This window comes from Streptomyces bacillaris (genome assembly GCF_003268675.1).
Lineage (GTDB): Bacteria > Actinomycetota > Actinomycetes > Streptomycetales > Streptomycetaceae > Streptomyces > Streptomyces bacillaris.
Window position 1 is genome coordinate 2,285,915 of record NZ_CP029378.1, and the last position, 23,037, is coordinate 2,308,951.

Sequence of the window (23,037 nt, forward strand, 5' to 3'; positions counted from 1 at the left end):
AGAGGCTGTCGCAGGGGCCGTGGGGTGGGCAGGGTGGGGGCGCGCGATCGGGCACGGCCGGGCACGATCGGCGCACGGGAGTGAGTTAGCGGAAAATCGCAAGAACTTCGGGCCGGACCGTGCCTTTGGCACGTGTCAGACGTTGTTGCCAGTGGGGGAGACACGCGTCGGCCGCAAGGAGGCAACACGCGATGCGCATCGGAACGTTCGTTCTGGCAGCTCAGTTCCCGGGTCAGGGGCCGGGCGAGGCCCTGCACCGGGCCGTCCGGTCCGCCGAGGCGGCGGAGGAGTCCGGGCTCGACTCGGTCTGGCTGGCCGAGCACCACTTCGTGCCGTACGGGGTCTGCCCGTCCGCCACCACGCTGGCCGCGCTGCTGCTCGGCCGGACGCGCCGGATCCGGGTCGGCACGGCGGTCAGCGTGCTGCCCAACCACCACCCGGTCGCCCTCGCCGAGCAGGCCGCGCTGCTCCATCTGACCAGCGGCGGACGGTTCTCGCTCGGGGTGGGCCGGGGCGGTCCTTGGGTGGACCTGGAGGTCTTCGGAGGCGGTCTCGACGCGTACGAGAACGGCTTCCCCGAGTCGCTGGGGCTGCTGCTCGACTGGCTGCGGGAGCCACGGGTCGCCGGGCGCGGGGAGCGGTTCGGCTTCCGCGAGGTGGCGGTGGTGCCGCGGGCGGACGAACTGCTGGCCGACGGTTCGGCGCAGGGGCCCGAGGTGATCGTGGCGTGCACCTCGCCCAAGACCGTGCGGCTGGCGGCGGGCCGGGGGCTGCCGATGCTGCTGGGCATGCACTGCGGGGACGAGGAGAAGGCGGAGATGGTCGCCCTGTGGCGGACGGCGGCCCGGGAGGCCGGTCAGCCGCCGGAGGTCGTCGAGGGGGCCGCACATGTGTCCGCCGGGGTGGCCCAGATCGAGGACGGGCCGGGGGCGGCGACGGAGACGCTCGTCAAGACGATGCCCGGCTGGCTGCGCCAGGGGCTGGACGCCCATGTCACGGTGGACGGCCGGCACCGGGTGATGCGGGACCCCGTCGCGTACACGGAGCTGCTCTGCGGGCTGCACCCGGTGGGCCCGCCGCGGCTGGCCGCCGACCGGCTCGCCGCCACCGCCGAGCGGACGGGCATCACCCGCTTCGCGCTCCTGGTGGAGGGGTCGGGCGATCTCGCGGCGACCGAGGAGAACGTACGGCGCCTGGGCGCGGACGTGCTGCCGCTGCTCACCTGACCAGGGGCGCCTGTGCATGCGAAAAGGACCTCGCGCGGAACGTGGAGCGTGGTGCGGTGGTACGGGAGCTGCCGCCCCGGAGCCAGTTGCACCTCCCGCGGCCCGAAGCGGCAGCAGAAGCGTTCAGCAGTCCCGTAGTTCGGGCGACTGGTTGAGCAACTGGCCCCTCACCGAAGTGAACTTGGCCAGCCGGTCGTCGACCGAGGGGTCCAGCGGGAACACCGCGACGCGGTGGCAGTTCTGGAAGGCGATACGCACTCCGAAGTGGCGCTGGAGCGCGCCGCGTATCGCATCACTCGCGAGCGCACGCAGCAGCTGACCACGTGCCTGCTCGTCCGGCGGCGGCGTCTGGTTGTCGGCGAACTGACCGCCGTCGACCTTCAGCTGAGCCACCAGAGAGCTGATCATCTCCCACGCGAAAGGCAGGGAGGTCCGGACGCAGTCGACGAAGTCGGCTTCGTCGACCTCGCCTCGCTCGGCCTGTTCCAACAGGGCCGGTGAGACGTCGAGCGACATGGGTTCTCCTCTCGCGACCCCGGACGGTGACCGGGGTCTTACGGGCAGGGAAGAAGGGCGACGACGCAGCGTGCACGGGCGGCGACCTCCTGCATCCACGGTAAGCGCGCAGTCGGGGCCGCACCAGGAGATTGGGAACACAACCGGCCACCAACGAAGGTGCGCAAAGAGGGGCAAGCCCACTGCGCCCCCGGGTGGTGAGGAGCGAGTGACAGGGGTCGACGGGTGGGGAAATCGCGTCGGGGCCCCGTCGTCGAGTAGCGTTGCCGACCATGCGTCTTGTCATCGCCCGTTGCTCCGTCGACTACGCGGGCCGGCTCACAGCCCACCTGCCCTCCGCCCCCCGTCTGATCCTGGTGAAGGCGGACGGCAGCGTCTCGATCCACGCCGACGACCGGGCGTACAAACCGCTCAACTGGATGTCCCCGCCGTGCACCCTGAAGGAGGGCACCGGCGACGAGGCCGGTGTCTGGACCGTGGTGAACAAGGCGGGCGAAAAACTGATCATCACGATGGAGGAGATCCTCCACGACTCCTCGTACGAGCTGGGCGTGGACCCGGGGCTCATCAAGGACGGCGTGGAGGCCCACCTCCAGGAGCTGCTCGCCGACCGGATCGAGATCCTCGGCGAGGGCCACACCCTGATCCGCCGTGAGTACCCCACCGCCATCGGCCCGGTGGACATCCTCTGCCGCGACGCGGACGGCGGCACGGTGGCCGTGGAGCTGAAGCGGCGCGGGGACATCGACGGGGTGGAGCAGCTGACCCGCTATCTGGAGCTGCTCAACCGCGACCCGCACCTCGCCCCGGTGAAGGGCGTCTTCGCGGCCCAGGAGATCAAGCCCCAGGCGCGCGTGCTCGCGACGGACCGAGGCATCGGCTGTCTGGTGCTCGACTACGACGCGATGCGCGGCATCGAGGACGACAAGCTGCGCCTGTTCTGACCCTCTGGACGTACGTACGGAGCCGGGTGCCTCTCCTGATCAGGGGCACCCGGCTTCCGTGTGTCAGGCCGCCACTTCGGTGGGCTCGCCGTCCTCGGCCGGGGGCTCGCTGCTGGCCGTGGCGCTGGCACTGGCGCTGGCCGATTCGGCGGGGCCGCTGGCGGAGGTGGAGGTGTCCGGCGGGTCCGGGGTCTCCGTGGGGGTCGTCTCCGACGGCGTCGGCCCCGGATCCGACTCGCTGGGCGTCGGGCTCGGGTCGGTCTCGGACGGCGACGGCCCGGGCGAGGTCCTGGTCGGGCTGGGCGTCCCCGATGTGCTGCTCGGTCCGCTCGACGGCTCCTCCGTATCCGGCGACGAGGAATCCGGCGACGACGGGCCCGGCGAGGGCGAGCCGGAGGTGCTGGGGGTGGCCGGTTCCGAGGCGCTCGGGGTGGCGGAGGTCCCGCCGCCCGGGATCCCGCCGGTCGGTACGGGGACGTCGCCCGGCTCGTCGTCCGGGAACCCGTCGTCCGGGGTGGACTCGGGGGACGACTGCTCGGTGGTGACGTTGCGGCTGCCCGGCTCCTCCGGGTCGCCCGCGGTGAGGCCGAGGGTGACGACGGTGCCGAGCACGGCGACCAGCAGCGCGCCCGCGCCCGCGGCGGCCAGGTTGCGCCGGGCGCCGCCCAGGAGCACCCGCCCGCCGCCCTTCCCCGGTGCGGCCTCGGGGAGCGGGGCCACCACGGTCGGGGCCTCCTCCCCCGGCTGCCGGGCGAGGAACTGCGGGGCCGGGTACGCGGCCGGCGGCGTACCGGACGGAAGCTCCTGGCGTACGGCGGGCACCTCGTCGCCCGGCTGGGGGCGGACCGGGGGTACGAGCCCGCCGGAGCGGTCCGCGACCAGGGCGAGGGCGCGGCGCCCGGCCACCGCACCGGACTTGTCGGCGAGCGCGCCGCGCATGGAGATCGAGGTCTCCAGCTCCGTACGGGCCCGGTCGAGGTTGCCGGTGCAGAGCGCGAGGACGCCCAACTCGTGGTGGAAGTAGGCCTCTTCGGCCACCTCACCGGCGATCCTGGCGGCCTCCTGGCCCACCCGGAGCGCCTTCTCCCAGGCGCCCCAGCTCAGCCCGGCGGCGAGGGCGGGAGCGGCGCTGCGGGCCAGCAGGACGGCCGCGCTGGCCCGTCCGGCCTCGCCGTCGGGGACCAGGCGGCTCATCGCGGCGACGATGGCGTCGGCCTCGGCGGCGGCCCGCTGCGGGGTGACCGAGGGGTGGGAGACCCACCAGGCGTAGTGCTGGGCGGCCGTGAGGGCGTGCGCGGCGGCCTCCTCCGCGTATCCGCCCGCCTCCAGCTGGGCGAGGACACCGGCGGCAAGCCGGTAGCGGGGGCCCGCCGGGGAGAGCAGTCCGCAGTGGGCCAGCTCCCCGAGGGCGGCGTCCGCACGGGTGTCGCCCACGAGGGCCGGCAGATGGGCCTGGTGGGGCACCTCGCCGCCGAGCGCGACGGTGAAGCGCAGGGCCTCGCGGGCCGCCTCGCTGAGCCGGGAGGCGAGCAGGACGGCGGGCGCGGCCCCTTCACCGAGGCTCGGCAGCGGCACGTCCAGGGTCTCGGGGGTGGGTGCTGCGGAAACCGGAGGCGCGTCGTCCGGACGTGGCTCGAAATAGTCGTACTCGTCGAAGGCGGTGGGGTCGGTGTTCAGCCGGTCGCGCTGGCGCAGCAGCGACCCGGCCTGGACGAAGCGGAGGGGCAGCCCCTCGGACTCGAACCAGAGGTCGCCCGCCCAGTTCTTCTCCTCCTCGGTGAGGGGGCGCTCGACGACCTTGGCCAGCAGCTCCAGCGAGGCGGCGCGGCCGAGTCCGGCGAGGAGGACCTCCTCCAGATGGGCGTCGATGCCGGGGGCGGGGAGGTCGGGGGCGGTGCCGAGGAGGAAGGCACACTCGGGGGTGGCTTCCAGGAGTTCGTCGAGGGCGGCCCCGCCGATCTCCAGGTCGTCGATGACGACGACGGCGCCGATGGAGCGGACGAGGGCGAGCAGTTCCTCGGGGCCCGGGCGGTGGAGCGGTGCGTGGTGGACCGCGTCGAAGAGGCCGTACAGCAGATCGGTGGCGGTGCGCCGGTGGCCGTTGAGGCGGACGACGCCGTCGGGGGCCAGGTCGGCGCAGTCGGCGGCGACGGCGTCGAGCAGCGCGGTGCGGCCGGATCCGGCCTGGCCGGTGAGGCGGACGCTGCGGCCGCGCGCGAGCAGGCCGACGAGGCGCTCGCGCTCCTCCTGGCGCTCCAGCAGCGGGAGCTGGGGTGCGGGCGGTCCCGCCGGGACGGGAGGTGCGCCGGCGCGCTCGTGGTCGGCGCGCTCGGCGGGGGTGCGGCGGACGGGCGGCTCGGCCTCCGCGCCGGGCGGGACGGCCTCGACCTCGCTGCCGTCGACGGGGTTGACCGTCAGCAGGAGGTCACCGGCCGTCAGCCGGACCACGCGGGCCTGCTGCGGTGCGGGCTGGCCGAAGTCGGCGGCGTTGGACTCGCGGGACGGCCTGCGACGGCCGTCGGAGCGGCCGGAGTCGTCGGCGTTCTGCCCGTACTCTTCCGGCCCCTGGTGTGTCGGGTCCATCAACAAGTCCCCCAGACGCGTCGCGCTCGGTTCTGCCCCTCCGGCCTCGCACGCCCCGCTGTCGCTTCCGGTCCGGTGTCTGCCACGGGTGGGTGTCATGGGGCAGACGGCCGAACCCTAGACCTTCGCACAGTATCCACGCACGGGCGGGGTGCCGGGCCGTCCGGGACGTCACATTCCGGTGAGGATTGCGCGTCTTCTGCCCTGTCGGCCCGTCCGTACTCCGATGCGCGGCGAACGCGGCCCGGCTCCGACGCGGCGACAGCCCGGACACAACTGCCCGGATGCAGCTCATACGGCTCGGGCGGCTCGGACGTACGACTGCTCGGTTACGGCTCAGACGCGCGGCAGGGAATCGGCGGCGATCCCGCCCTCGATCGCCAGGATGCGGTGCAGCCGGGTGGCCACCAGAAGCCGCTGCATCTGCGGCGGGACACCGCGCAGCACGAGCCGGCGTCCGGCCCGGCCGGCCCTGCGGTGGGCCCCCATGATGACGCCGAGTCCGGTGGCGTCCCAGGAATTCAGCTCGGTCAGGTCCAGCACCAGATCGCCGGCTCCGTCGTCGACGGCCGAGTGGAGGACCGTACGGGCGTCCGCCGCGCTTCGGACGTCGAGGCGGCCCCCGACGACCAGCTCGGCGTGGTCGCCCCTGATATGCATATGCGCTCCCCTGCGGTTGCTCCGTAGCGAGGTCCGTCTGTCTGTTTCTTCTCTTCCACAACTGACTGCCGCGGCGACAGGGAAGTTGCCGTCTGTAAGCGAACCGATACCGAATTCACTCGGTGGAGTGACGTCGGTTCGCCGGAGACCGGGCCCGGCCGGGTACACTCCCCGGCTCCCCCGGCCCCGGCGGCGGTGGGCCTGCGGGGCGCGGAGAGCCGGTGGGGTGCGGCCGTGGTCAGTACGTGTAGAAGCCCTGCCCGCTCTTGCGGCCGATGTCACCTGCGTCGACCATCCGGCGCATCAGCTCGGGGGCGGCGAACTTCTCGTCCTGGGACTCGGTGTAGATGTTGCCGGTGGCGTGGAGCAGGATGTCGACGCCCGTCAGGTCGGCCGTGGCGAGCGGGCCCATGGCGTGGCCGAAGCCGAGCTTGCAGGCGGTGTCGATGTCCTCGGCCGTGGCGACGCCCGACTCGTACAGCTTGGCGGCCTCGACGACGAGCGCCGAGATGAGCCGGGTGGTGACGAAGCCCGCCACATCGCGGTTGACGACGATGCAGGTCTTGCCGACCGACTCCGCGAACTCCCTTGCGGTGGCGAGGGTTTCGTCGCTGGTCTTGTAGCCGCGGACCAGCTCGCAGAGCTGCATCATCGGGACCGGCGAGAAGAAGTGCACGCCGACGACGCGCTCCGGACGCTCCGTCACGGCCGCGATCTTGGTGATCGGGATGGCGGAGGTGTTGGAGGCGAGGACGGTGTTCTCGCCGACGATCTTGTCGAGGGTGCGGAAGATCTCGTGCTTGACCTCCAGCTTCTCGAAGACCGCCTCCACGACCACGTCCACGTCCGCCACGGCGTCCAGGTCGGTGGTCGTGGTGATGCGGGCGAGGGCGGCCTCGGCGTCGGACGCCTCCAGCTTCCCCTTGGCGACGAACTTGTCGTACGAGGCCTTGATGCCGTCCAGGCCGCGGGTCAGCGCCGCGTCGGTGACATCGCGCAGCACGACGTCCCAGCCCGCCTGGGCGGAGACCTGCGCGATCCCGGATCCCATGAGTCCGGCCCCGATGACGGCGAGCTTCCTGGCCACGTTCGCACCCCTTGTTCTCTGTCCGCGTTCCCTGTCCGTGCCACGTCCGCGTGCACGGCTTTTCGCAACGGCTCTTCCTATGCTCTCCGGCGGAGATTAGTACCCGCCGGGGGCCCTGGGGCCGTGAAGAGATGCGCGTCACGTCTCGAATGACGGACATCACACCGGGACGCGTCATTCGGCTCCGCGCCACGCGTAGTTGAGGGCCGCGGCCTCACTACGCTGGCCCCATGGTCAATCTGACGCGCATCTACACCCGGACCGGCGACCAGGGCACGACGGCCCTCGGCGACATGAGCCGTACCGCCAAGACCGATCTGCGGATCGCGGCGTACGCGGACGCCAACGAGGCCAACGCGGTGATCGGGACCGCCATCGCGCTGGGGCAGCTCTCCGAGGACGTGGTGAAGGTCCTCGTACGGGTCCAGAACGACCTCTTCGACGTGGGCGCCGATCTGTCCACCCCGGCGGTCGAGGACCCCAAGTACCCGCCGCTGCGGGTGGAGCAGAGTTACGTGGACAAGCTGGAGGCGGACTGCGACCGCTTCCTGGAGGAGCTGGAGAAGCTGCGCAGCTTCATCCTTCCCGGGGGTACGCCGGGGGCCGCCCTGCTCCACCAGGCGTGCACGGTGGTCCGGCGCGCCGAGCGGTCGACCTGGGCGGCGCTGGAGGTGCACGGGGAGTCGATGAACGCGCTGACCGCCACGTACCTGAACCGCCTCTCCGACCTCCTGTTCATCCTGGCGCGGAGTGCGAACAAGGAGGTCGGGGACGTGCTGTGGGTGCCGGGCGGTGAGCGTTAGGGCGCGGTCCGGAGCCGGGCGCTAGAGCCGGTCGGCCGGCTCGCGTTCCACCGCGTCCGCGTCCTCGGGGGCCTGCTTCGGGAAGAGCGTGTAGCCGCCGGCGATGATCAGGTTGATGCCGATCACCAGGCCCATCTTCTGCTGCCAGCTCTGGAGCGTGCTGATGTCGCCGCCGGGGCCGACGTACCAGATCGCCGCCTGGAGGAGCCCCAGCGCGACCGCCGCGGCGAGGATCCAGCGGGCGGCCGTACGCCACTCGTGGACGGCGCGGGCGCGGCCGTACTTCGGCGGCTTCACCGGCGGCGGACCGCCGAACCAGCGGTGGGCGACCCAGGCGTCCACCTTCTTGATGGTGTGGTGGCCGAGGCCGACCGTGAAGCCGATGTAGACGGCGGCCAGTCCGTGCTTCCAGTCGGGCTCGGCACCGCTCTTCAGGTCGATCGCCGTCACCACCAGCAGCACGACCTCCAGCAGCGGCTCGCAGAGCAGTACGGCGGCTCCGAGCTTCGGCTTCCTCGCGACGTACCGCAGGGCGAGCCCGGCGGCCAGCAGGACCCAGAACGCGACTTCGCAGGCCACGACCAGTAGGGCGATCACAGCGTCTCTCCTCCCGTTTCCCTCAAGCCTCCCGTCCGCCGGGCGGGGATACGTCGTCGGCAGTGACGAAACGGGACTGCATCCTTCGATGTACCGCGGCACCGCCGCGCTTCGTCCCGGGAAGGGGGGTCCGGGGGCGGTCCGGCGTGTTGGATGGAGGGGTGTCCACCTCCCTCCGCCCCGACCGCGACGCCGTGGCCCTCGCCGTCTCCGGGCTGCTCGGGGGGCTGCTCCTGTGGCGCCTGGGCCTCCACACCCAGGGCGGCCGCCCCTTCTCGGCGCCCTGGATCACCCTCGTACCGGTGACCGCCATGGCCGCGGCCGAGCTGCTGCGCCGCAACGCCCCGCGCACGGCGCTGACGATCGGGGTGGTCGCGCTGGTCGCGGACCAGTTCACCCGGGGCAGCCTCGCCACCGTCCTGATGTTCACGGACGTCATGTACGCGGCCGCGCTGTACGGGACCCCGGCCGCCGCCCGCCGGCTCCCGGTGGCCACGCTCCTGGTCACCGTCGCGTCCACGATCGGGTTCCTGGCCTGGTTCCGCAGGCCCGAGGCGCTGCTGATCGGCCTGGTCATCGGGCTGGTCTCCTTCATCCCCGCCCTCACCGGGGTCAGCGTGCGCAGCCATCGCACCGCCGCCGACACCGCCCGGCTGGCCGCCGCCCAGACCGCGCGGCTGGCCGAGATGGACCGGATCCAGGCGGTGGTCGCGGAGCGGGCCCGGATGGCCAGGGAACTGCACGACATGGTGGCCAACCACCTCTCGGCCGTGGCGATCCACTCCACGGCGGCCCTCTCCATCGACGACCCGGAGACCTCGCGGAGCGCCCTGAAGGTGATCCGGGAGAACAGTGTGGAGGGGCTCGCGGAGATGCGGCGGCTGATCGGGCTGCTGCGCGAGGGCGGGGAGGACGGCGAGGACGGGGCCCCGGCGGCGGCGCCGACGCTGGCGTCGCTGGACGCGCTGGTCGAGCAGGCGAACGTCAACGGGGCGGCGGGCGGGCTGGTCTGCGTACGGGAGGACACCCGGCCGCCGGAGGCCGGTGCGCTGCCCACGCCGGTCGAGCTGGCCGCGTACCGGATCGTGCAGGAGTCCCTCACCAACGCGCTCAAGCACGCGGCGCCGGGCCCGGTGACCGTGCGGCTCGCCCTCGCCGACGAGGTGCTGACGGTCGAGGTGACCAGTGTGTCCGGCAGCCGGCCGGGGCCGACGGCGCCCGGTTCGGGGGCCGGTCTGGTCGGGATGCGGGAGCGGGTGGCACTGCTGGGCGGGACGTTCGCGGCGGGGGCCGAACCGGACGGCGAGGGGACGAAGTTGTGGCGGGTCCGGGCGGAACTGCCGGTACGGGAAAGGGAGTCGCGGGAATGACGATCCGGGTGCTGGTCGCGGAGGACCAGGCGGCGGTGCGGGCGGGGCTGGTGCTGATCCTCTCCAGCGCCCCGGACATCGAGGTCGTCGGGGAGGCGGGGGACGGCGAGGCGGCGGTACGGCTGGCGCGCGAACTCCGGCCGGATCTGGTCCTGATGGACGTGCAGATGCCCCGCCTGGACGGGGTGTCGGCGACCCGGCAGGTAGTGGCGGAGGAACTGGCGGACGTCCTGGTGCTGACCACGTTCGACCTGGACGAGTACGTCTTCGGGGCGCTGCGGGCGGGGGCGTCGGGCTTCCTGCTGAAGAACACCGACGCCCGCGATCTGCTGGAGGCGGTCCGGACGGTGGCGCGCGGCGAGGGGCTGATCGCCCCGGCCGTGACGCGGCGGCTGATCGCGGAGTTCGCCGGTGCCACGCCCGTACGTGCGTCGGGTACGGCCGATCCGGCAGTGCTGGACTCCCTGACGCGGCGGGAGCGGGAGGTGCTGGGGTGTCTCGGGGAGGGGCTGTCGAACGCGGAGATCGCGGCGCGGCTGACGATGGCGGAGGCGACGGTGAAGACGCACGTCAGCCGGCTGCTGGCCAAGCTGGGGCTGCGGAGCCGGGTCCAGGCGGCGGTGCTGGCACAGGAGTTGGGCGGCTGAGGCCGGTCCGGTCCGGGTCGTGGCCGGGGGTGGCCGACGGCCTGATCGCGGCGGCGGGCGGGCGCGGCGAACGGCGGGACACCGGGCCCGGTCCGGCGCGGCGAACGGCCGGATCGCGGCCACGGACGGTACAGGGCGGCGAACGACCGCATTCCGGGCGCGGGGCGGGGCGGCGAACGGCCGGATTCCGGGCCGATTTCGGGCCGGTTCCGGTCTTCGATCTTTGGTCCAGACCTCTTGACGATTGGTCCAGACCTTCCTAATGTCACCGAACACACACTGCGGTGAGTACGAGAGCACCCGTACTCAGGGCGGCGCAGGGTTTGCAGTCCACGAACTACCCCCGTTACTGGACCTCACCCCAGGAGCACCGTTGAGTACTGAGACCCCCCAACGCCGATCCAGATTCAGATGGATACCCACCCGCAGCGGCCGGTCGAAGGTCATCGCCGGCCTCACCGCACTCGCCGTCCCGTTCGCCGCGATGGTCGGCCTGGCCTCCCCCGCGTCGGCCGCCACCTCGGCCACGGCCACGTACACCAAGAAGTCGGACTGGGGCAGCGGCTTCGAGGGCCAGTGGACGGTGAAGAACACCGGCACCACGGCGCTCTCCTCCTGGACGATCGAGTGGGACTACCCGACCGGCACCCGGGTCAACTCCGCCTGGGACGCCACCGTCACCAACTCCGGCACACGCTGGACCGCCAAGAACCTCGGCTGGAACGGGTCGATCGCCCCCGGTGCCAGCGTCAGCTTCGGCTTCAACGGCTCGGGCCCCGGTGCTCCCAGCGGCTGTAAGCTCAACGGCGCGGCCTGTGACGGCTCCACCGTCCCCGGCGACAACCCGCCCTCGGCCCCCGGGACCCCCACCACCAGCGATGTCACCAACACCTCGGTGAAGCTCAGCTGGAGCGCGGCCACGGACGACAAGGGCGTCAAGAACTACGACGTCCTGCGCAACGGCTCCAAGATCGCCACGGTCACCGGCACCACGTACACCAACACCGGTCTGACCGCCGGCACGGACTACACGTACGCCGTCCAGGCCCGCGACACCATCGACCAGCTCGGCCCGGTCTCCGGCTCCGTCTCGGTGCGCACCACGGGCGGCGACGACCCGCCCCCGCCCGGTGACAAGATCAACCTGGGCTACTTCACCAACTGGGGCGTCTACGGGCGCAACTACCACGTCAAGAACCTGGTGACGTCCGGCTCCGCGGCGAAGATCACGCACATCAACTACGCCTTCGGCAACGTGCAGAACGGCCGCTGCACCATCGGTGACTCCTACGCCGACTACGACAAGGCGTACACCGCCGACCAGTCCGTGGACGGCGTCGCCGACACCTGGGACCAGCCCCTGCGCGGCAACTTCAACCAGCTCCGCAAGCTGAAGGCCAAGTACCCGCACATCAAGGTCCTCTGGTCCTTCGGCGGCTGGACCTGGTCCGGCGGCTTCGGCCAGGCCGTCCAGAACCCCGCCGCCTTCGCCCAGTCCTGCTACGACCTGGTCGAGGACCCGCGCTGGGCCGATGTCTTCGACGGCATCGACCTGGACTGGGAGTACCCCAACGCCTGCGGTCTGACCTGTGACAACAGCGGCCCGGCCGCGATCAAGGTCATGGCCGACGCCATGCGGGCCAAGTTCGGCCCGAACAACCTGGTCACCGCCGCCATCACCGCGGACGCCTCCTCCGGCGGCAAGATCGACGCCGCCGACTACGGCGGCGCCGCCCAGTCCTTCGACTGGTACAACGTGATGACGTACGACTTCTTCGGCGCCTGGGCGAACAAGGGCCCGACGGCCCCCCACTCCCCGCTGAACGCGTACACCGGCATCCCGCAGGCGGGCTTCAACTCCGCCGACGCCATCGCCAAGCTGAAGGCCAAGGGCGTCCCGGCCAAGAAGCTCCTCCTCGGCATCGGCTTCTACGGCCGCGGCTGGACCGGAGTCACCCAGGCCGCCCCCGGCGGCACGGCGACCGGTGCGGCGCAGGGCACGTACGAGGCGGGCATCGAGGACTACAAGGTCCTCAAGAACACCTGCCCGGCCACCGGCACCATCGCCGGCACGGCCTACGCCCACTGCGGCACCAACTGGTGGAGCTACGACACCCCGGCCACCATCGGCTCCAAGATGACCTGGGCGAAGAACCAGGGCCTGGGTGGCGCGTTCTTCTGGGAGTTCTCCGGCGACACCACCAACGGTGAACTGGTGAGCGCGATCGACAGCGGTCTCAAGTAACCCCCACGCCACACCTCTGAGCACCACCCCCGGAATACCGCCGGGGAGACGGGTCCGCCCCCCGTCTCCCCGGCTTTTCGCTGTGTACGGGGAGATGTACGGGCGTGGGTACGGCCACGCGTACGGGCACGGACGCAGGTCCGGCCATGCGTACGGCACGGGTAAGGGGCCGGGGCCCGGGGAGGGGCTGGGGGCTCGGGGACGGCTGAGGACCCGGCGCCCGCACACACCGGCGGCCCCGGTCCGGGAACCGGGGCCGCCGACGCACTCTCCGTACGCTGTCCGCTCGCCGCCGCCCCTACGCGACGTTCACCCGCTGGCCGGGCGGTGCCGCCTCCAGCCAGGCGAGGAAGCCGGTCAGGGCGTCCTCGCTCATCGCCAGCTCCAGGCGGATCCCCCGGTGGAGACAGCCGAGCACGACGGAGTCGGAGAGGAGCGCCAGCTCCTCCTCGCCCTCCGGAAGGCGGCGGGCGATCACCTCGATCGCAGAACGCTCCAGGCCCCGGCGGGGGCGAGGAGCGTAGGAGAAGACACGGAACCAGTCGACACGGTCACCGCTGTAGCGGGCGACCCCGTAGACCCAGCCTTTGCCGGAGGGGTCCGGCTCCTCGGAGACGTCCCAGCGGAGGGAGCAGTCGAAGGTGCCTCCGGAGCGCTGGATCAGCCGCCGGCGCAGGCCGAAGACGAACAGACCCAGCAGGACCAGCACGATGACGGATACGCCCACCCACAACGCGAGGACCATCTCCACCGACCTCCTCGCATCGTCGAGTAACGGGAAACGAACCGATTCGAACTGAATTGCACCTGCATCGCCTCAGCCGCGACACGGCTGGATTTCTCCAGCGCGGGCCGCGGCTGAGTAAAAACATCTGTCCGTGGGGTGCTAGCGCACCGCCACCGCGCGCAGACGGATCTCGGCGCGCCGCTCGGCAGCGGCGTCCGCGTCAGACTTCGCGCGCTCCAGCGCACGCTCGGCGCGCTGGACATCGATCTCGTCCGCCAGCTCGACGATCTCGGCCAGCAGCGACAGCTTGTTGTCCGCGAACGAGATGAAACCACCGTGCACAGCGGCGATGACGGTACCGCCCTCGCTCGTGCGGATCGTCACCGGGCCCGATTCCAGCACACCGAGAAGCGGCTGGTGACCGGGCATGATGCCGATGTCGCCGGACGTGGTGCGCGCGACGACCAGCGTGGCCTCGCCGGACCAGACACTGCGGTCCGCGGCGACCAGCTCGACATGCAGCTCAGCAGCCAAGGAGACTCCTCGGGTCACCACCCGGCCGACCGGCCGGGTGTTGGGTCAATTCTACGGGGCGTGGTGAGGGGGGCGGGACACACCCGCCCCCCTCGGTGAGCCGGGGGTCAGGAGACGCCCAGCTCCTTGGCCTTCGCCTTGAGGTCGTCCAGGCCACCGCACATGAAGAACGCCTGCTCGGGGAAGTGGTCGTACTCACCGTCGCAGATCGCGTTGAACGCGGCGATCGACTCGTCGAGCGGAACGTCCGAACCGTCCAGGCCGGTGAACTGCTTGGCGGCGTGGGTGTTCTGCGACAGGAAGCGCTCGACGCGACGGGCACGGTGGACGACGAGCTTGTCCTCCTCGCCCAGCTCGTCGATACCGAGGATCGCGATGATGTCCTGGAGGTCCTTGTACTTCTGCAGGATCCCCTTGACGCGGCTGGCCGCGTTGTAGTGGTCCTGGGAGATGTAGCGCGGGTCCAGGATGCGGGACGTGGAGTCCAGCGGGTCCACGGCCGGGTAGATGCCCTTCTCCGAGATCGGACGGGAGAGCACCGTCGTCGCGTCGAGGTGGGCGAACGTGGTGGCCGGGGCCGGGTCGGTCAGGTCGTCCGCGGGGACGTAGATCGCCTGCATCGAGGTGATCGAGTGACCACGCGTCGAGGTGATGCGCTCCTGGAGCACACCCATCTCGTCGGCCAGGGTCGGCTGGTAACCCACCGCGGAGGGCATACGGCCGAGCAGCGTGGAGACCTCGGAACCGGCCTGCGTGAAGCGGAAGATGTTGTCGATGAAGAGCAGCACGTCCTGCTTCTGCACATCGCGGAAGTACTCCGCCATGGTCAGGGCGGACAGGGCCACGCGCAGACGCGTCCCCGGCGGCTCGTCCATCTGGCCGAAGACGAGCGCGGTCTTGTCCAGAACGCCCGAGTCGGTCATCTCGTCGATGAGGTCGTTGCCCTCACGGGTGCGCTCACCGACACCGGCGAACACCGACACACCGTCGTGCAGCTTCGCCACACGCATGATCATTTCCTGGATGAGGACCGTCTTGCCGACGCCCGCACCACCGAAGAGACCGATCTTCCCACCCTTGACGTACGGGGTGAGGAGGTCGACGACCTTCAGGCCGGTCTCGAACATCTCGGTCTTGGACTCGAGCTGGTCGAAGGCCGGGGCCTTGCGGTGGATCGGCCAGCGCTCGGTGATCTGCGCCTCGGCCTCGGGCTCGTTCAGGATCTGACCGAGGGTGTTGAACACCTTGCCCTTGGTGATGTCACCGACCGGGACGGTGATGCCCGCGCCCGTGTCGGTCACCGGGGCCTGGCGGACCAGGCCGTCGGTGGGCTGCATCGAGATCGCGCGGACCACGCCGTCACCCAGGTGCTGGGCGACCTCGAGGGTCAGCGTCTTGCGGGCGCCGGCCTCGGCCGGGTCGTCGACCTCGACGTGAAGGGCGTTGTAGATCTCCGGCATCGCGTCGACGGGGAACTCCACGTCGACGACCGGGCCGATGACCCGGGCGACGCGGCCCGTGGCAGCGGCCGTCTCAACAGTGGTCGTCATTACTTGTCACTCCCCGCGGTCGCGTCGGCCAGAGCACTGGCACCGCCGACGATCTCGCTGATTTCCTGGGTGATTTCGGCCTGGCGGGCCGCGTTGGCAAGCCGGGAGAGGCTCTTGATGAGCTCCCCGGCGTTGTCGGTCGCCGACTTCATCGCGCGGCGGCGGGCGGCGTGCTCGGAAGCGGCCGCCTGCAGCAGTGCGTTGTAGATACGGCTCTCGACGTAGCGCGGCAGAAGGGCGTCGAGGACGTCCTCGGCCGACGGCTCGAACTCGAACAGCGGCAGGATCTCGCCCTTGCGGGTGCTCTCCTGCGCGACCTCGTCGAGCGAAAGCGGCAGCATCCGGTTGTCGACCGCGTTCTGCGTCATCATCGACACGAATTCCGTGAAGACGATGTGCAGCTCGTCGACGCCGCCCTCGGCCGTGTCCTTCTGGATGGCCGCGATCAACGGGGCCGCGATGCGCTTGGCGTCGCCGTAGCCCGGGTTGTCGGTGAAGCCGGTCCAGGATTCCTCGACCTTGCGCTCGCGGAAGCCGTAGTACGCGACACCCTTGCGGCCGACGATGTACGTGTCGACCTCCTTGCCCTCGGAGGCAAGGCGCTCCCGCAGCCGCTCCGCCGCCTTGATGGCGTTGGAGGAGTAGCCGCCGGCCAGACCGCGGTCGCTCGTGACGAGCAGGACCGCGGCACGGGTCGGCGTCTCGGCCTCGGTGGTGAGCGGGTGGTCGGCGTTGGAGCCGGTCGCCACCGCGGTCACCGCGCGGGTGAGCTCGGTGGCGTACGGCATGGAGGCCGTTACCTTGCGCTGCGCCTTGACGATGCGCGAGGCGGCGATCATCTCCATCGCCTTGGTGATCTTCTTGGTCGCGGTGACGGCTTGGATGCGGCGCTTGTAAACGCGAAGCTGAGCGCCCATCGATCAGCCCTCGCCCAGGAGCTTGCCGTCCGAGGTCTCGAACTGCTGCTTGAAGGCGGCGATCGCGTCGGCGATCGACTGCAGCGTGTCGTCGGACATCTTGCCGCCCTCGGCGATGCTGGTCAGCAGGTCCTTGCGCTCGCGGCGCAGGAACTCCAGCAGCTCGGACTCGAAGCGGCGGATGTCCTCGACCGGGACGTCGTCCATCTTGCCCGTGGTGCCGGCCCAGACCGAGACGACCTGCTCCTCCATCGGGAACGGGGCGTACTGCGGCTGCTTCAGCAGCTCGACCATGCGCTTGCCGCGCTCCAGCGCCGCCTTGGAGGCCGCGTCCAGGTCGGAACCGAAGGCGGCGAACGCCTCCAGCTCACGGAACTGGGCGAGGTCCACGCGGAGCCGGCCGGAGACCTGCTTCATGGCCTTGTGCTGGGCGGAGCCACCGACTCGGGAGACCGAGATACCGACGTTGAGCGCCGGACGCTGACCCGCGTTGAACAGGTCGGACTCCAGGAAGCACTGGCCGTCGGTGATGGAGATGACGTTGGTCGGGATGAACGCCGACACGTCGTTCGCCTTGGTCTCGACGATCGGGAGGCCCGTCATCGAACCGGCACCCATCTCGTCGGAGAGCTTGGCGCAGCGCTCCAGCAGACGCGAGTGCAGGTAGAAGACGTCACCCGGGTAGGCCTCACGGCCCGGCGGGCGGCGCAGCAGCAGGGACACGGCGCGGTAGGCGTCGGCCTGCTTCGAGAGGTCGTCGAAGATGATCAGGACGTGCTTGCCCTGGTACATCCAGTGCTGGCCGATGGCCGAACCGGTGTACGGCGCCAGGTACTTGAAGCCGGCCGGGTCGGACGCCGGGGCGGCGACGATGGTCGTGTACTCCAGCGCACCGGCCTCTTCGAGCGCACCACGCACGGAGGCGATGGTGGAGCCCTTCTGACCGATGGCGACGTAGATGCAGCGCACCTGCTTGTTCACGTCGCCCGAGCGCCAGTTGTCGCGCTGGTTGATGATCGTGTCGACGGCCAGAGCGGTCTTACCCGTCTGACGGTCGCCGATGATCAGCTGACGCTGGCCGCGGCCGATCGGCACCATGGCGTCGACGGCCTTGTAGCCGGTCTGCATCGGCTCGTGCACCGACTTGCGGACCATGACGCCAGGGGCCTGCAGCTCGAGGGCGCGGCGGCTGTCGGTCGCGATCTCGCCGAGACCGTCGATCGGGTTGCCGAGCGGGTCGACGACGCGGCCGAGGTAACCCTCGCCGACGCCGACGGAGAGCACCTCACCGGTGCGCTGCACCGGCTGGCCCTCCTCGATGCCGCTGAACTCGCCGAGGACGATCGCACCGATCTCGCGCTCCTCGAGGTTGAGGGCGAGACCGAGGGTTCCGTCCTCGAACTTCAGCAGCTCGTTCGCCATGGCGGAGGGCAGGCCCTCCACCTTCGCGATGCCGTCGCCGGCAACGCTGACCGTACCGACCTCCTCGCGCGAGGCCGCGTCCGGCTGGTACGACTGGACAAAGTTCTCCAGTGCGTCCCGGATCTCCTCCGGCCGGATCGTGAGCTCCGCCATCTGGGTTCCCTGCTCTCCTTGTTGGGCCCGAAGTTTCTTAAGGGGGTCTGGGGGCCGACCCCCAGGAATCTTCTGCAGTTTCTGCACGGCCCAACCGGGCCGCTGGTCTTGCTTGTTCTCTTGCGCTGCGCTTGTCAGCCGGCGATGCGGCGGGTCGCCTCTTCGAGACGCTCCGCGACGGTGCCGTTGATGATCTCGTCACCGACGCGCACCGAGATCCCGCCGAGGACCGCGGGGTCCACGTCCAGGTTCAGGTGCATCTCGCGGCCGTACAGCTTCGCCAGGGCGGCGCCGAGGCGCTGCTTCTGCCGGTCGCTGAGCGGCACCGCCGAGGTGACGACGGCGACCGCGCGGTCGCGGCGCTCCGCGGCGAGCTTGGACAGGGACTCGATCCCTGCCTCCAGGCTACGTCCCCGCGGCTGGGTCACCAGGCGGACGATGATCCGCTCGGTGACCGGCTGCGCCTTGCCGCCGAGCAGGCTGCGGAGCAGCTGGCCCTTGGCGGCGGCGGTGGCCGTACGGCTGGTGAGCGCCGAACGCAGCTCCTGGTCGGAGCCGACGATCCGGCCGAACCGGAACAGCTCGTCCTCGACGTCGTCGAGGACACCGGCGCGCTGGGCCGCGGTGAGGTCCGCGGTGTTCGCCAGTTCCTCGACCGAGTCCACCAGGTCACGCGACTGCGACCAGCGGGAGCGGACCAGCCCGGAGACCAGGTCGACGGCTTCGCCGCTGACCTGACCGCTGAGCAGGCGCGCGGCCAGCTCGGCCTTGCTCTCGCCGCTCTGGGCCGGGTCCGTGAGAACCCGGCGCAGGGAAACTTCGCGGTCGAGCAGCGCGGTGACCGATGCCAGGTCGTCGGCGAGGGCCGCCGCGTCGACCGACGTGTTGTCGGTCAGCGCGTCGAGCCGCTCGCGTGCGGCGGCCAGTGCCTCGCGGCTCGCACCGTTCATCGGGCAGCCTCGGCCTTCGCCTCGAGCTCGTCGAGGAAACGGTCGACGGTGCCGCTCTGCCGGGCGTGGTCCTGGAGGGACTCGCCGACGAGCTTGCCGGCCAGGTCGGTGGCGAGCTTGCCCACGTCCTGACGCAGCGCGGAGGCCGCGGCCTTGCGGTCGGCCTCGATCTGGGCGTGGCCGGCGGCGATGATCTCCTCGCGCTGCCGCTGACCTTCCGCCTTCATCTCCTGGATGATGACGGCGCCCTGCTCCTGCGCCTCCTGGCGCAGACGGGCGGCCTCGTGACGGGCCTCCGCGAGCTGAGCCTTGTACTGCTCAAGAACGCTCTGCGCCTCGGTCTGAGCCGCTTCGGCCTTCTCGATGCCACCCTCGATCGCCTCGCGACGCTCGTCCAGGGCCTTGTTGATGGCCGGGAGGAGCTTCTTGTAGAAGACGAAGAAGACAATGCTGAAGCAGATCAGACCGATGACGATCTCGGGCCAGACCGGCAGCAGCGGTGACTGCGGCTCCTCGGCTGCCAGATGCAACATGGTGGACCTTTCGTCGAAAACGTATCGTCAGGTCGCCTGGACTACTTCGGGTAGATGAAGGGCGCGACGAAGCCGATGAGGGCCAGGGCCTCGATGACGGCGAAGCCGAGCAGCATGTTCTGGCGGATCAGGCCGGCCGCCTCGGGCTGACGGGCGATGGCCTGCACACCGTTACCAAAGATGATGCCGATACCGACGCCGGGGCCGATCGCCGCGAGGCCGTAACCGATGGTGCCGACGTTGCCCACAACGGCTGCGAGAGTCTCAGACATTGATCTGTGATTCCTTCTCTTGGTTGGCCGGTGGAGATTGCGTCCACCGGACGTCTAGGGGGTGTCCGGGTGGTGGCCCGGGTGTCCTCAGTGCGCTTCTTCGAGCGCCTGGGACAAGTACGTGGCGGTCAGCACGGTGAACACGTAGGCCTGGAGCGCCTGGATGAACATCTCGAAGACGGTCAGGGCCAGGGTCACGGCGAACGACGCGGTGGCGTACACGGTGCCGAGCACCGTGCCGAGCATGTACCAGGTCGCGATCGTGAAGACCAGGATCAGGATGTGACCGGCGAACATGTTCGCGAAGAGTCGGACCGCCAGCGTGAAGGGGCGCACGAAGATGTTCGAGACGAACTCGATCGGCGTCAGGATCACGTAGATCGGCTTGGGCAGGCCACTCGGTACGCACAGGTTGCGGATGCCGCCGACGAAGCCGTTGTTCCGGAAGGTCACCGTCATGTAGACGGCCCAGACGAGCAGGGCCAGTCCGACCGGGTAGGCGATGAGCGAGCTCACCGGGAACTGTGCGATCGGGATGATCGCCCAGAGGTTCAGCATCCAGACGAAGAAGAACAGCGACACCAGCAGCGGGACGAAGGGCTCGCCCTTCTTGCCGATGATCTCCTTGGCGATGCCCCGGTGCACGAAGTCGTAGAGAGCCTCGGCGACCATCTGCAGCTTGCCCGGGATGACCTTGGGCTTGGAGAAGCCGGCCCAGAACAGAGCCAGGATGGCGAACGTCCCGATGATCGCGAGCAGCATCGGCTTGTTGAACTCGACCGGCCCGATGGTGAAGATCGGGTCGAAGATAAACGACCACGCGCTCGGGGCTGGGAATCCGCACGAGCCCTGGAACAGGTGGCAGTCAACCTCGAAGGCGAGCGTCTGGGCGTCAGCAGTCACCAGGAGCTCCTTCTGCATGGCGCATGGATACGGCTACCTCGTTGTATCGGAGCGGCTGGCAGCCGCAGGTCGGCACCGGACTGGTTCTTACGGGGAGGAGGCGGCGGCCGGGCCCGAAGCCTCGCGATGAATCAGGCGACAGCCGTGTTGTCCGCGCCCGCAGTACCGCAACCGAGACCGGACGATAGCAGCATGTCGAACACGGCTTTATCCCGGCCCTACTCGTCACGCTTTCCCTCGGTTCCACCCGGGACGCTCCGTGTCTCCGCCTCCGGATCGACGTAGAGGGTCTTGCTCCTGGCGTGCCGCACACTCTGCGCGACGATCCACGTGATCACCGTGGCGACCAGCGAGAGGGCGAAGGCCTGGAGGTTGAAGAGGGAGGTGTCCCGGATGCCCATGATGAGGATGAGCAGGAGCACGAGCTGGGCCGAATAGACCATCAGCCCCATCCCCTGGAACAGGTGGGGCATGGCCTTGGCGACCCACTGGAGCGCCAGCTGTCCGAGCGCCATGAAGACGATGACGACCACACAGCCCAGCGCCGCACCGATCGCCCCCTTGCCACCGGCGACCAGACCGCCGACGAGCGTGGCGATGGCGCCGACTGCGGCGGTGGGGGCGGCGATGCGCAGTAGTTCGCGCATGTCGGACTGCATGGCGGCAGCTCCACTGGTCTTGGGAGGAATGGGGCGTCGTCATGGACGAGCGTAGGCCCGGTCCGCGAGGCGGATTCTCAGGCCGAGGAACCGTCTCACTAGGGTCCTTCGGCTCCGTCGCCGGGTCTCGTGAACGGTATCACAAACTATTTGATGAGGTCTTTACCTGGAAAGTGTGCCAACTGTCACACATGAGGGTTACCCCGCGCGTGTGTGCACGACAAGACGGCGCTATGTCTGGTAATGGGCGACGGAATCCGAAACGTCAGCGCGAGGAGTCGATGGACCGGCGTTCAGGGAAACGCGAACGAGGGCCGATCGCGGTCGCCCCGTTGACGCCGGACACCCCGACCGCCACAGGGGCCCGTTCGGGGCTCTCCTGGCCCATCTGAGCCTCTTCCAGGGCCGGTTGGGCCCCGGAGGTCGCGGGCTCCGGCTTCTCGCCGTACGAGGACGCGGACGGGGACCGGGACGCGGAGGCCCGCTCGGGCACCTGGCGCCGGTAGCGCGGCGGGACGAAGCGGTTGGCCCAGTGCGGGGTGCGGGGGGTGAAGCGGGGCATCAGGAGGAGGACCAGGCCCACCGCGCTCGCGGCGATGATGACGAAGACGATCCACATCGAGGCCGAGTGGACCGAGTAGCCCACGGCGCCGAAGGCGATCAGGGCCGACCAGAAGTACATGATCAGGACGGCACGGCTGTGCGAGTGGCCGATCTCCAGCAGGCGGTGGTGCAGGTGGCCCCGGTCGGCGGCGAACGGGGACTGGCCGTTCCAGGTGCGGCGGACGATGGCGAGGACCAGGTCGGCGGCCGGGATCGCGATGATCGTCAGCGGCAGCACCAGCGGGATGAAGACCGGGAGCATCGCGTGGGTGGCCCCGCGCTCGCTGCCCTCGAAGAAGATCCGCATGCTGTCCGGGTCGACCTGGCCGGTGACCGAGATCGCGCCCGCCGCCAGCACCAGGCCGATGAGCATCGAGCCCGAGTCGCCCATGAAGATCCGCGCCGGGTGCATGTTGTGCGGCAGGAACCCCAGGCACATGCCCATCAGGATGGCCGCGAACAGCGTCGCGGGGGCCGCCGCCTCGATCCCGTAACCGAACCAGAGGCGGTAGGCGTACAGGAAGAACGCCGCCGAGGCGATGCACACCATGCCCGCCGCGAGCCCGTCCAGGCCGTCGACGAAGTTGACCGCGTTGATCGTGATGACGACCAGCGCCACCGTAAGGAGCGTGCCCTGCCACTGGGTGAGGGCGACCGTGCCGATGCCGGGGATCGGCAGCCACAGGATCGTGAGCCCCTGGATGACCATGACGGCGGCGGCGATCATCTGGCCGCCGAGCTTGATCAGGGCGTCGATCTCGAACTTGTCGTCGAGCACGCCGATCAGCCAGATCAGGGCCGCTCCGGAGAGCAACGCCCGTGGTTCGTTGGAGAGTTCGAAGACACCCTTGAGGTTGAACAGATGGTCGGCGACGATCAGTCCCGCACAGAGCCCGCCGAACATCGCGATCCCGCCGAGCCGGGGGGTGGGCTCCCGGTGGACGTCGCGCGCACGGATCGCCGGCATCGCACCGACCGCGATGGCGAACTTGCGCACCGGCCCCGTCAGCAGATAGGTCACCGCAGCCGTGACACAGAGCGTCAGCAGGTAATCACGCACGGGCTGCCCCACAGGTTTCGCCGGCCATCCAAGCACCACACCCTAGTCTCTGAACAAGGACTCCACGGTACGGGTG

At 70.3% G+C, this 23,037-nt stretch carries 22 protein-coding genes; 6 read left to right on the forward strand and 16 right to left on the reverse strand.

Annotation, left to right across the window (positions count from 1 at the left end):
* Window positions 1-191: 191 nt before the first annotated feature.
* A complete protein-coding gene (locus DJ476_RS09245; protein WP_103417389.1) occupies window positions 192-1,226 on the forward strand; it encodes an LLM class flavin-dependent oxidoreductase in 1,035 nt (344 codons plus the stop codon).
* Between the two features lie 123 nt (window positions 1,227-1,349).
* On the opposite strand, the gene DJ476_RS09250 is transcribed toward DJ476_RS09245, so the two are convergent.
* Window positions 1,350-1,742, reverse strand: coding sequence for an SCO5389 family protein (locus tag DJ476_RS09250; RefSeq protein ID WP_019764131.1), 393 nt, complete (start codon window positions 1,740-1,742; stop codon window positions 1,350-1,352).
* A 272-nt stretch (window positions 1,743-2,014) separates the two neighbouring features.
* On the opposite strand from DJ476_RS09250, the gene nucS reads away from it, so the two are divergent.
* Window positions 2,015-2,686 (forward strand): endonuclease NucS, encoded by a 672-nt coding sequence (gene nucS / locus DJ476_RS09255; RefSeq protein WP_084992208.1) that lies wholly within the window; start codon window positions 2,015-2,017, stop codon window positions 2,684-2,686.
* Window positions 2,687-2,749: 63 nt separating this feature from the next.
* Here the strand turns inward: nucS and DJ476_RS09260 are convergent, their stop codons facing one another.
* From DJ476_RS09260 to DJ476_RS09270, 3 genes are all read right to left on the reverse strand, one after another.
* Window positions 2,750-5,269, reverse strand: a complete 2,520-nt coding sequence (locus DJ476_RS09260) for an ATP-binding protein (protein ID WP_112490277.1) — start codon at window positions 5,267-5,269, stop codon at window positions 2,750-2,752.
* 336 nt (window positions 5,270-5,605) lie between these two features.
* Window positions 5,606-5,929, reverse strand: a complete 324-nt coding sequence (locus DJ476_RS09265; protein WP_018492200.1) for an STAS domain-containing protein — start codon at window positions 5,927-5,929, stop codon at window positions 5,606-5,608.
* Between the two features lie 238 nt (window positions 5,930-6,167).
* A complete protein-coding gene (locus DJ476_RS09270) occupies window positions 6,168-7,016 on the reverse strand; it encodes a 3-hydroxyacyl-CoA dehydrogenase family protein (protein ID WP_019762937.1) in 849 nt (282 codons plus the stop codon).
* A 230-nt stretch (window positions 7,017-7,246) separates the two neighbouring features.
* Between DJ476_RS09270 and DJ476_RS09275 the strand changes: the two genes are divergently transcribed.
* Window positions 7,247-7,819: a cob(I)yrinic acid a,c-diamide adenosyltransferase gene (locus tag DJ476_RS09275; protein WP_112490278.1), complete on the forward strand. Its 573-nt coding sequence runs from the start codon at window positions 7,247-7,249 to the stop codon at window positions 7,817-7,819.
* A gap of 21 nt (window positions 7,820-7,840) precedes the next feature.
* Here DJ476_RS09275 and DJ476_RS09280 read toward each other — a convergent pair whose 3' ends face one another.
* Window positions 7,841-8,416: a hypothetical protein gene (locus tag DJ476_RS09280; protein ID WP_112490279.1), complete on the reverse strand. Its 576-nt coding sequence runs from the start codon at window positions 8,414-8,416 to the stop codon at window positions 7,841-7,843.
* Between the two features lie 161 nt (window positions 8,417-8,577).
* On the opposite strand from DJ476_RS09280, the gene DJ476_RS09285 reads away from it, so the two are divergent.
* The 3 genes from DJ476_RS09285 to DJ476_RS09295 all read left to right on the forward strand — a co-directional run bounded on the left by DJ476_RS09285 (window position 8,578) and on the right by DJ476_RS09295 (window position 12,678).
* Window positions 8,578-9,786, forward strand: coding sequence for a sensor histidine kinase (locus DJ476_RS09285; protein WP_112490280.1), 1,209 nt, complete (start codon window positions 8,578-8,580; stop codon window positions 9,784-9,786).
* Window positions 9,783-10,433, forward strand: coding sequence for a response regulator (locus DJ476_RS09290; RefSeq protein WP_112490281.1), 651 nt, complete (start codon window positions 9,783-9,785; stop codon window positions 10,431-10,433). Before DJ476_RS09285 ends, DJ476_RS09290 begins: the two co-directional genes overlap by 4 nt.
* Window positions 10,434-10,806: 373 nt before the next feature.
* Window positions 10,807-12,678, forward strand: coding sequence for a glycoside hydrolase family 18 chitinase (locus DJ476_RS09295; RefSeq protein ID WP_103417394.1), 1,872 nt, complete (start codon window positions 10,807-10,809; stop codon window positions 12,676-12,678).
* Between the two features lie 298 nt (window positions 12,679-12,976).
* Here the strand turns inward: DJ476_RS09295 and DJ476_RS09300 are convergent, their stop codons facing one another.
* The 11 genes from DJ476_RS09300 to DJ476_RS09350 form a co-directional block, all read right to left on the reverse strand.
* Complete coding sequence (locus DJ476_RS09300; RefSeq protein ID WP_079167413.1) at window positions 12,977-13,423, reverse strand: DUF2550 domain-containing protein; 447 nt, start codon at window positions 13,421-13,423, stop codon at window positions 12,977-12,979.
* Between the two features lie 141 nt (window positions 13,424-13,564).
* A complete protein-coding gene (locus DJ476_RS09305; RefSeq protein WP_018492192.1) occupies window positions 13,565-13,939 on the reverse strand; it encodes a F0F1 ATP synthase subunit epsilon in 375 nt (124 codons plus the stop codon).
* A gap of 107 nt (window positions 13,940-14,046) precedes the next feature.
* The gene (gene atpD / locus DJ476_RS09310; RefSeq protein ID WP_070202294.1) at window positions 14,047-15,489 is read right to left on the reverse strand and encodes a F0F1 ATP synthase subunit beta; all 1,443 of its coding nucleotides are present in this window, start codon (window positions 15,487-15,489) and stop codon (window positions 14,047-14,049) included.
* Window positions 15,489-16,406 (reverse strand): F0F1 ATP synthase subunit gamma, encoded by a 918-nt coding sequence (locus DJ476_RS09315; RefSeq protein WP_019762941.1) that lies wholly within the window; start codon window positions 16,404-16,406, stop codon window positions 15,489-15,491. The genes atpD and DJ476_RS09315 overlap by 1 nt, the downstream gene beginning before the upstream one ends.
* A gap of 3 nt (window positions 16,407-16,409) precedes the next feature.
* Window positions 16,410-17,981, reverse strand: a complete 1,572-nt coding sequence (atpA, locus tag DJ476_RS09320) for a F0F1 ATP synthase subunit alpha (protein ID WP_019762942.1) — start codon at window positions 17,979-17,981, stop codon at window positions 16,410-16,412.
* 134 nt (window positions 17,982-18,115) lie between these two features.
* Window positions 18,116-18,931, reverse strand: coding sequence for a F0F1 ATP synthase subunit delta (locus tag DJ476_RS09325; RefSeq protein WP_103417395.1), 816 nt, complete (start codon window positions 18,929-18,931; stop codon window positions 18,116-18,118).
* Window positions 18,928-19,464, reverse strand: coding sequence for a F0F1 ATP synthase subunit B (locus tag DJ476_RS09330; protein ID WP_019762944.1), 537 nt, complete (start codon window positions 19,462-19,464; stop codon window positions 18,928-18,930). The genes DJ476_RS09325 and DJ476_RS09330 overlap by 4 nt, the downstream gene beginning before the upstream one ends.
* Window positions 19,465-19,505: 41 nt before the next feature.
* Complete coding sequence (gene atpE / locus DJ476_RS09335) at window positions 19,506-19,736, reverse strand: ATP synthase F0 subunit C (RefSeq protein WP_006127588.1); 231 nt, start codon at window positions 19,734-19,736, stop codon at window positions 19,506-19,508.
* 87 nt (window positions 19,737-19,823) lie between these two features.
* Window positions 19,824-20,657, reverse strand: coding sequence for a F0F1 ATP synthase subunit A (atpB, locus tag DJ476_RS09340; protein WP_065488237.1), 834 nt, complete (start codon window positions 20,655-20,657; stop codon window positions 19,824-19,826).
* A 200-nt stretch (window positions 20,658-20,857) separates the two neighbouring features.
* Window positions 20,858-21,298 (reverse strand): hypothetical protein, encoded by a 441-nt coding sequence (locus tag DJ476_RS09345; RefSeq protein ID WP_112490282.1) that lies wholly within the window; start codon window positions 21,296-21,298, stop codon window positions 20,858-20,860.
* A gap of 265 nt (window positions 21,299-21,563) precedes the next feature.
* Window positions 21,564-22,973, reverse strand: coding sequence for an MraY family glycosyltransferase (locus tag DJ476_RS09350; protein ID WP_181006461.1), 1,410 nt, complete (start codon window positions 22,971-22,973; stop codon window positions 21,564-21,566).
* Window positions 22,974-23,037: the final 64 nt, after the last annotated feature.

Bases quoted from the DNA above. Each gene is read 5' to 3' on its own strand.
- DJ476_RS09300 (WP_079167413.1), bottom strand. From the start codon at position 13,423: ATGGTCCTCGCGTTGTGGGTGGGCGTATCCGTCATCGTGCTGGTCCTG.
- nucS (WP_084992208.1), top strand. From the start codon at position 2,015: ATGCGTCTTGTCATCGCCCGTTGCTCCGTCGACTACGCGGGCCGGCTC.
- atpE (WP_006127588.1), bottom strand. From the start codon at position 19,736: ATGTCTGAGACTCTCGCAGCCGTTGTGGGCAACGTCGGCACCATCGGT.
- DJ476_RS09265 (WP_018492200.1), bottom strand. From the start codon at position 5,929: ATGCATATCAGGGGCGACCACGCCGAGCTGGTCGTCGGGGGCCGCCTC.
- atpA (WP_019762942.1), bottom strand. From the start codon at position 17,981: ATGGCGGAGCTCACGATCCGGCCGGAGGAGATCCGGGACGCACTGGAG.
- DJ476_RS09315 (WP_019762941.1), bottom strand. From the start codon at position 16,406: ATGGGCGCTCAGCTTCGCGTTTACAAGCGCCGCATCCAAGCCGTCACC.
- atpB (WP_065488237.1), bottom strand. From the start codon at position 20,657: ATGCAGAAGGAGCTCCTGGTGACTGCTGACGCCCAGACGCTCGCCTTC.
- DJ476_RS09250 (WP_019764131.1), bottom strand. From the start codon at position 1,742: ATGTCGCTCGACGTCTCACCGGCCCTGTTGGAACAGGCCGAGCGAGGC.
- DJ476_RS09260 (WP_112490277.1), bottom strand. From the start codon at position 5,269: ATGGACCCGACACACCAGGGGCCGGAAGAGTACGGGCAGAACGCCGAC.
- DJ476_RS09330 (WP_019762944.1), bottom strand. From the start codon at position 19,464: ATGTTGCATCTGGCAGCCGAGGAGCCGCAGTCACCGCTGCTGCCGGTC.
- DJ476_RS09325 (WP_103417395.1), bottom strand. From the start codon at position 18,931: ATGAACGGTGCGAGCCGCGAGGCACTGGCCGCCGCACGCGAGCGGCTC.
- DJ476_RS09345 (WP_112490282.1), bottom strand. From the start codon at position 21,298: ATGCAGTCCGACATGCGCGAACTACTGCGCATCGCCGCCCCCACCGCC.
- DJ476_RS09290 (WP_112490281.1), top strand. From the start codon at position 9,783: ATGACGATCCGGGTGCTGGTCGCGGAGGACCAGGCGGCGGTGCGGGCG.
- atpD (WP_070202294.1), bottom strand. From the start codon at position 15,489: ATGACGACCACTGTTGAGACGGCCGCTGCCACGGGCCGCGTCGCCCGG.
- DJ476_RS09275 (WP_112490278.1), top strand. From the start codon at position 7,247: ATGGTCAATCTGACGCGCATCTACACCCGGACCGGCGACCAGGGCACG.
- DJ476_RS09245 (WP_103417389.1), top strand. From the start codon at position 192: ATGCGCATCGGAACGTTCGTTCTGGCAGCTCAGTTCCCGGGTCAGGGG.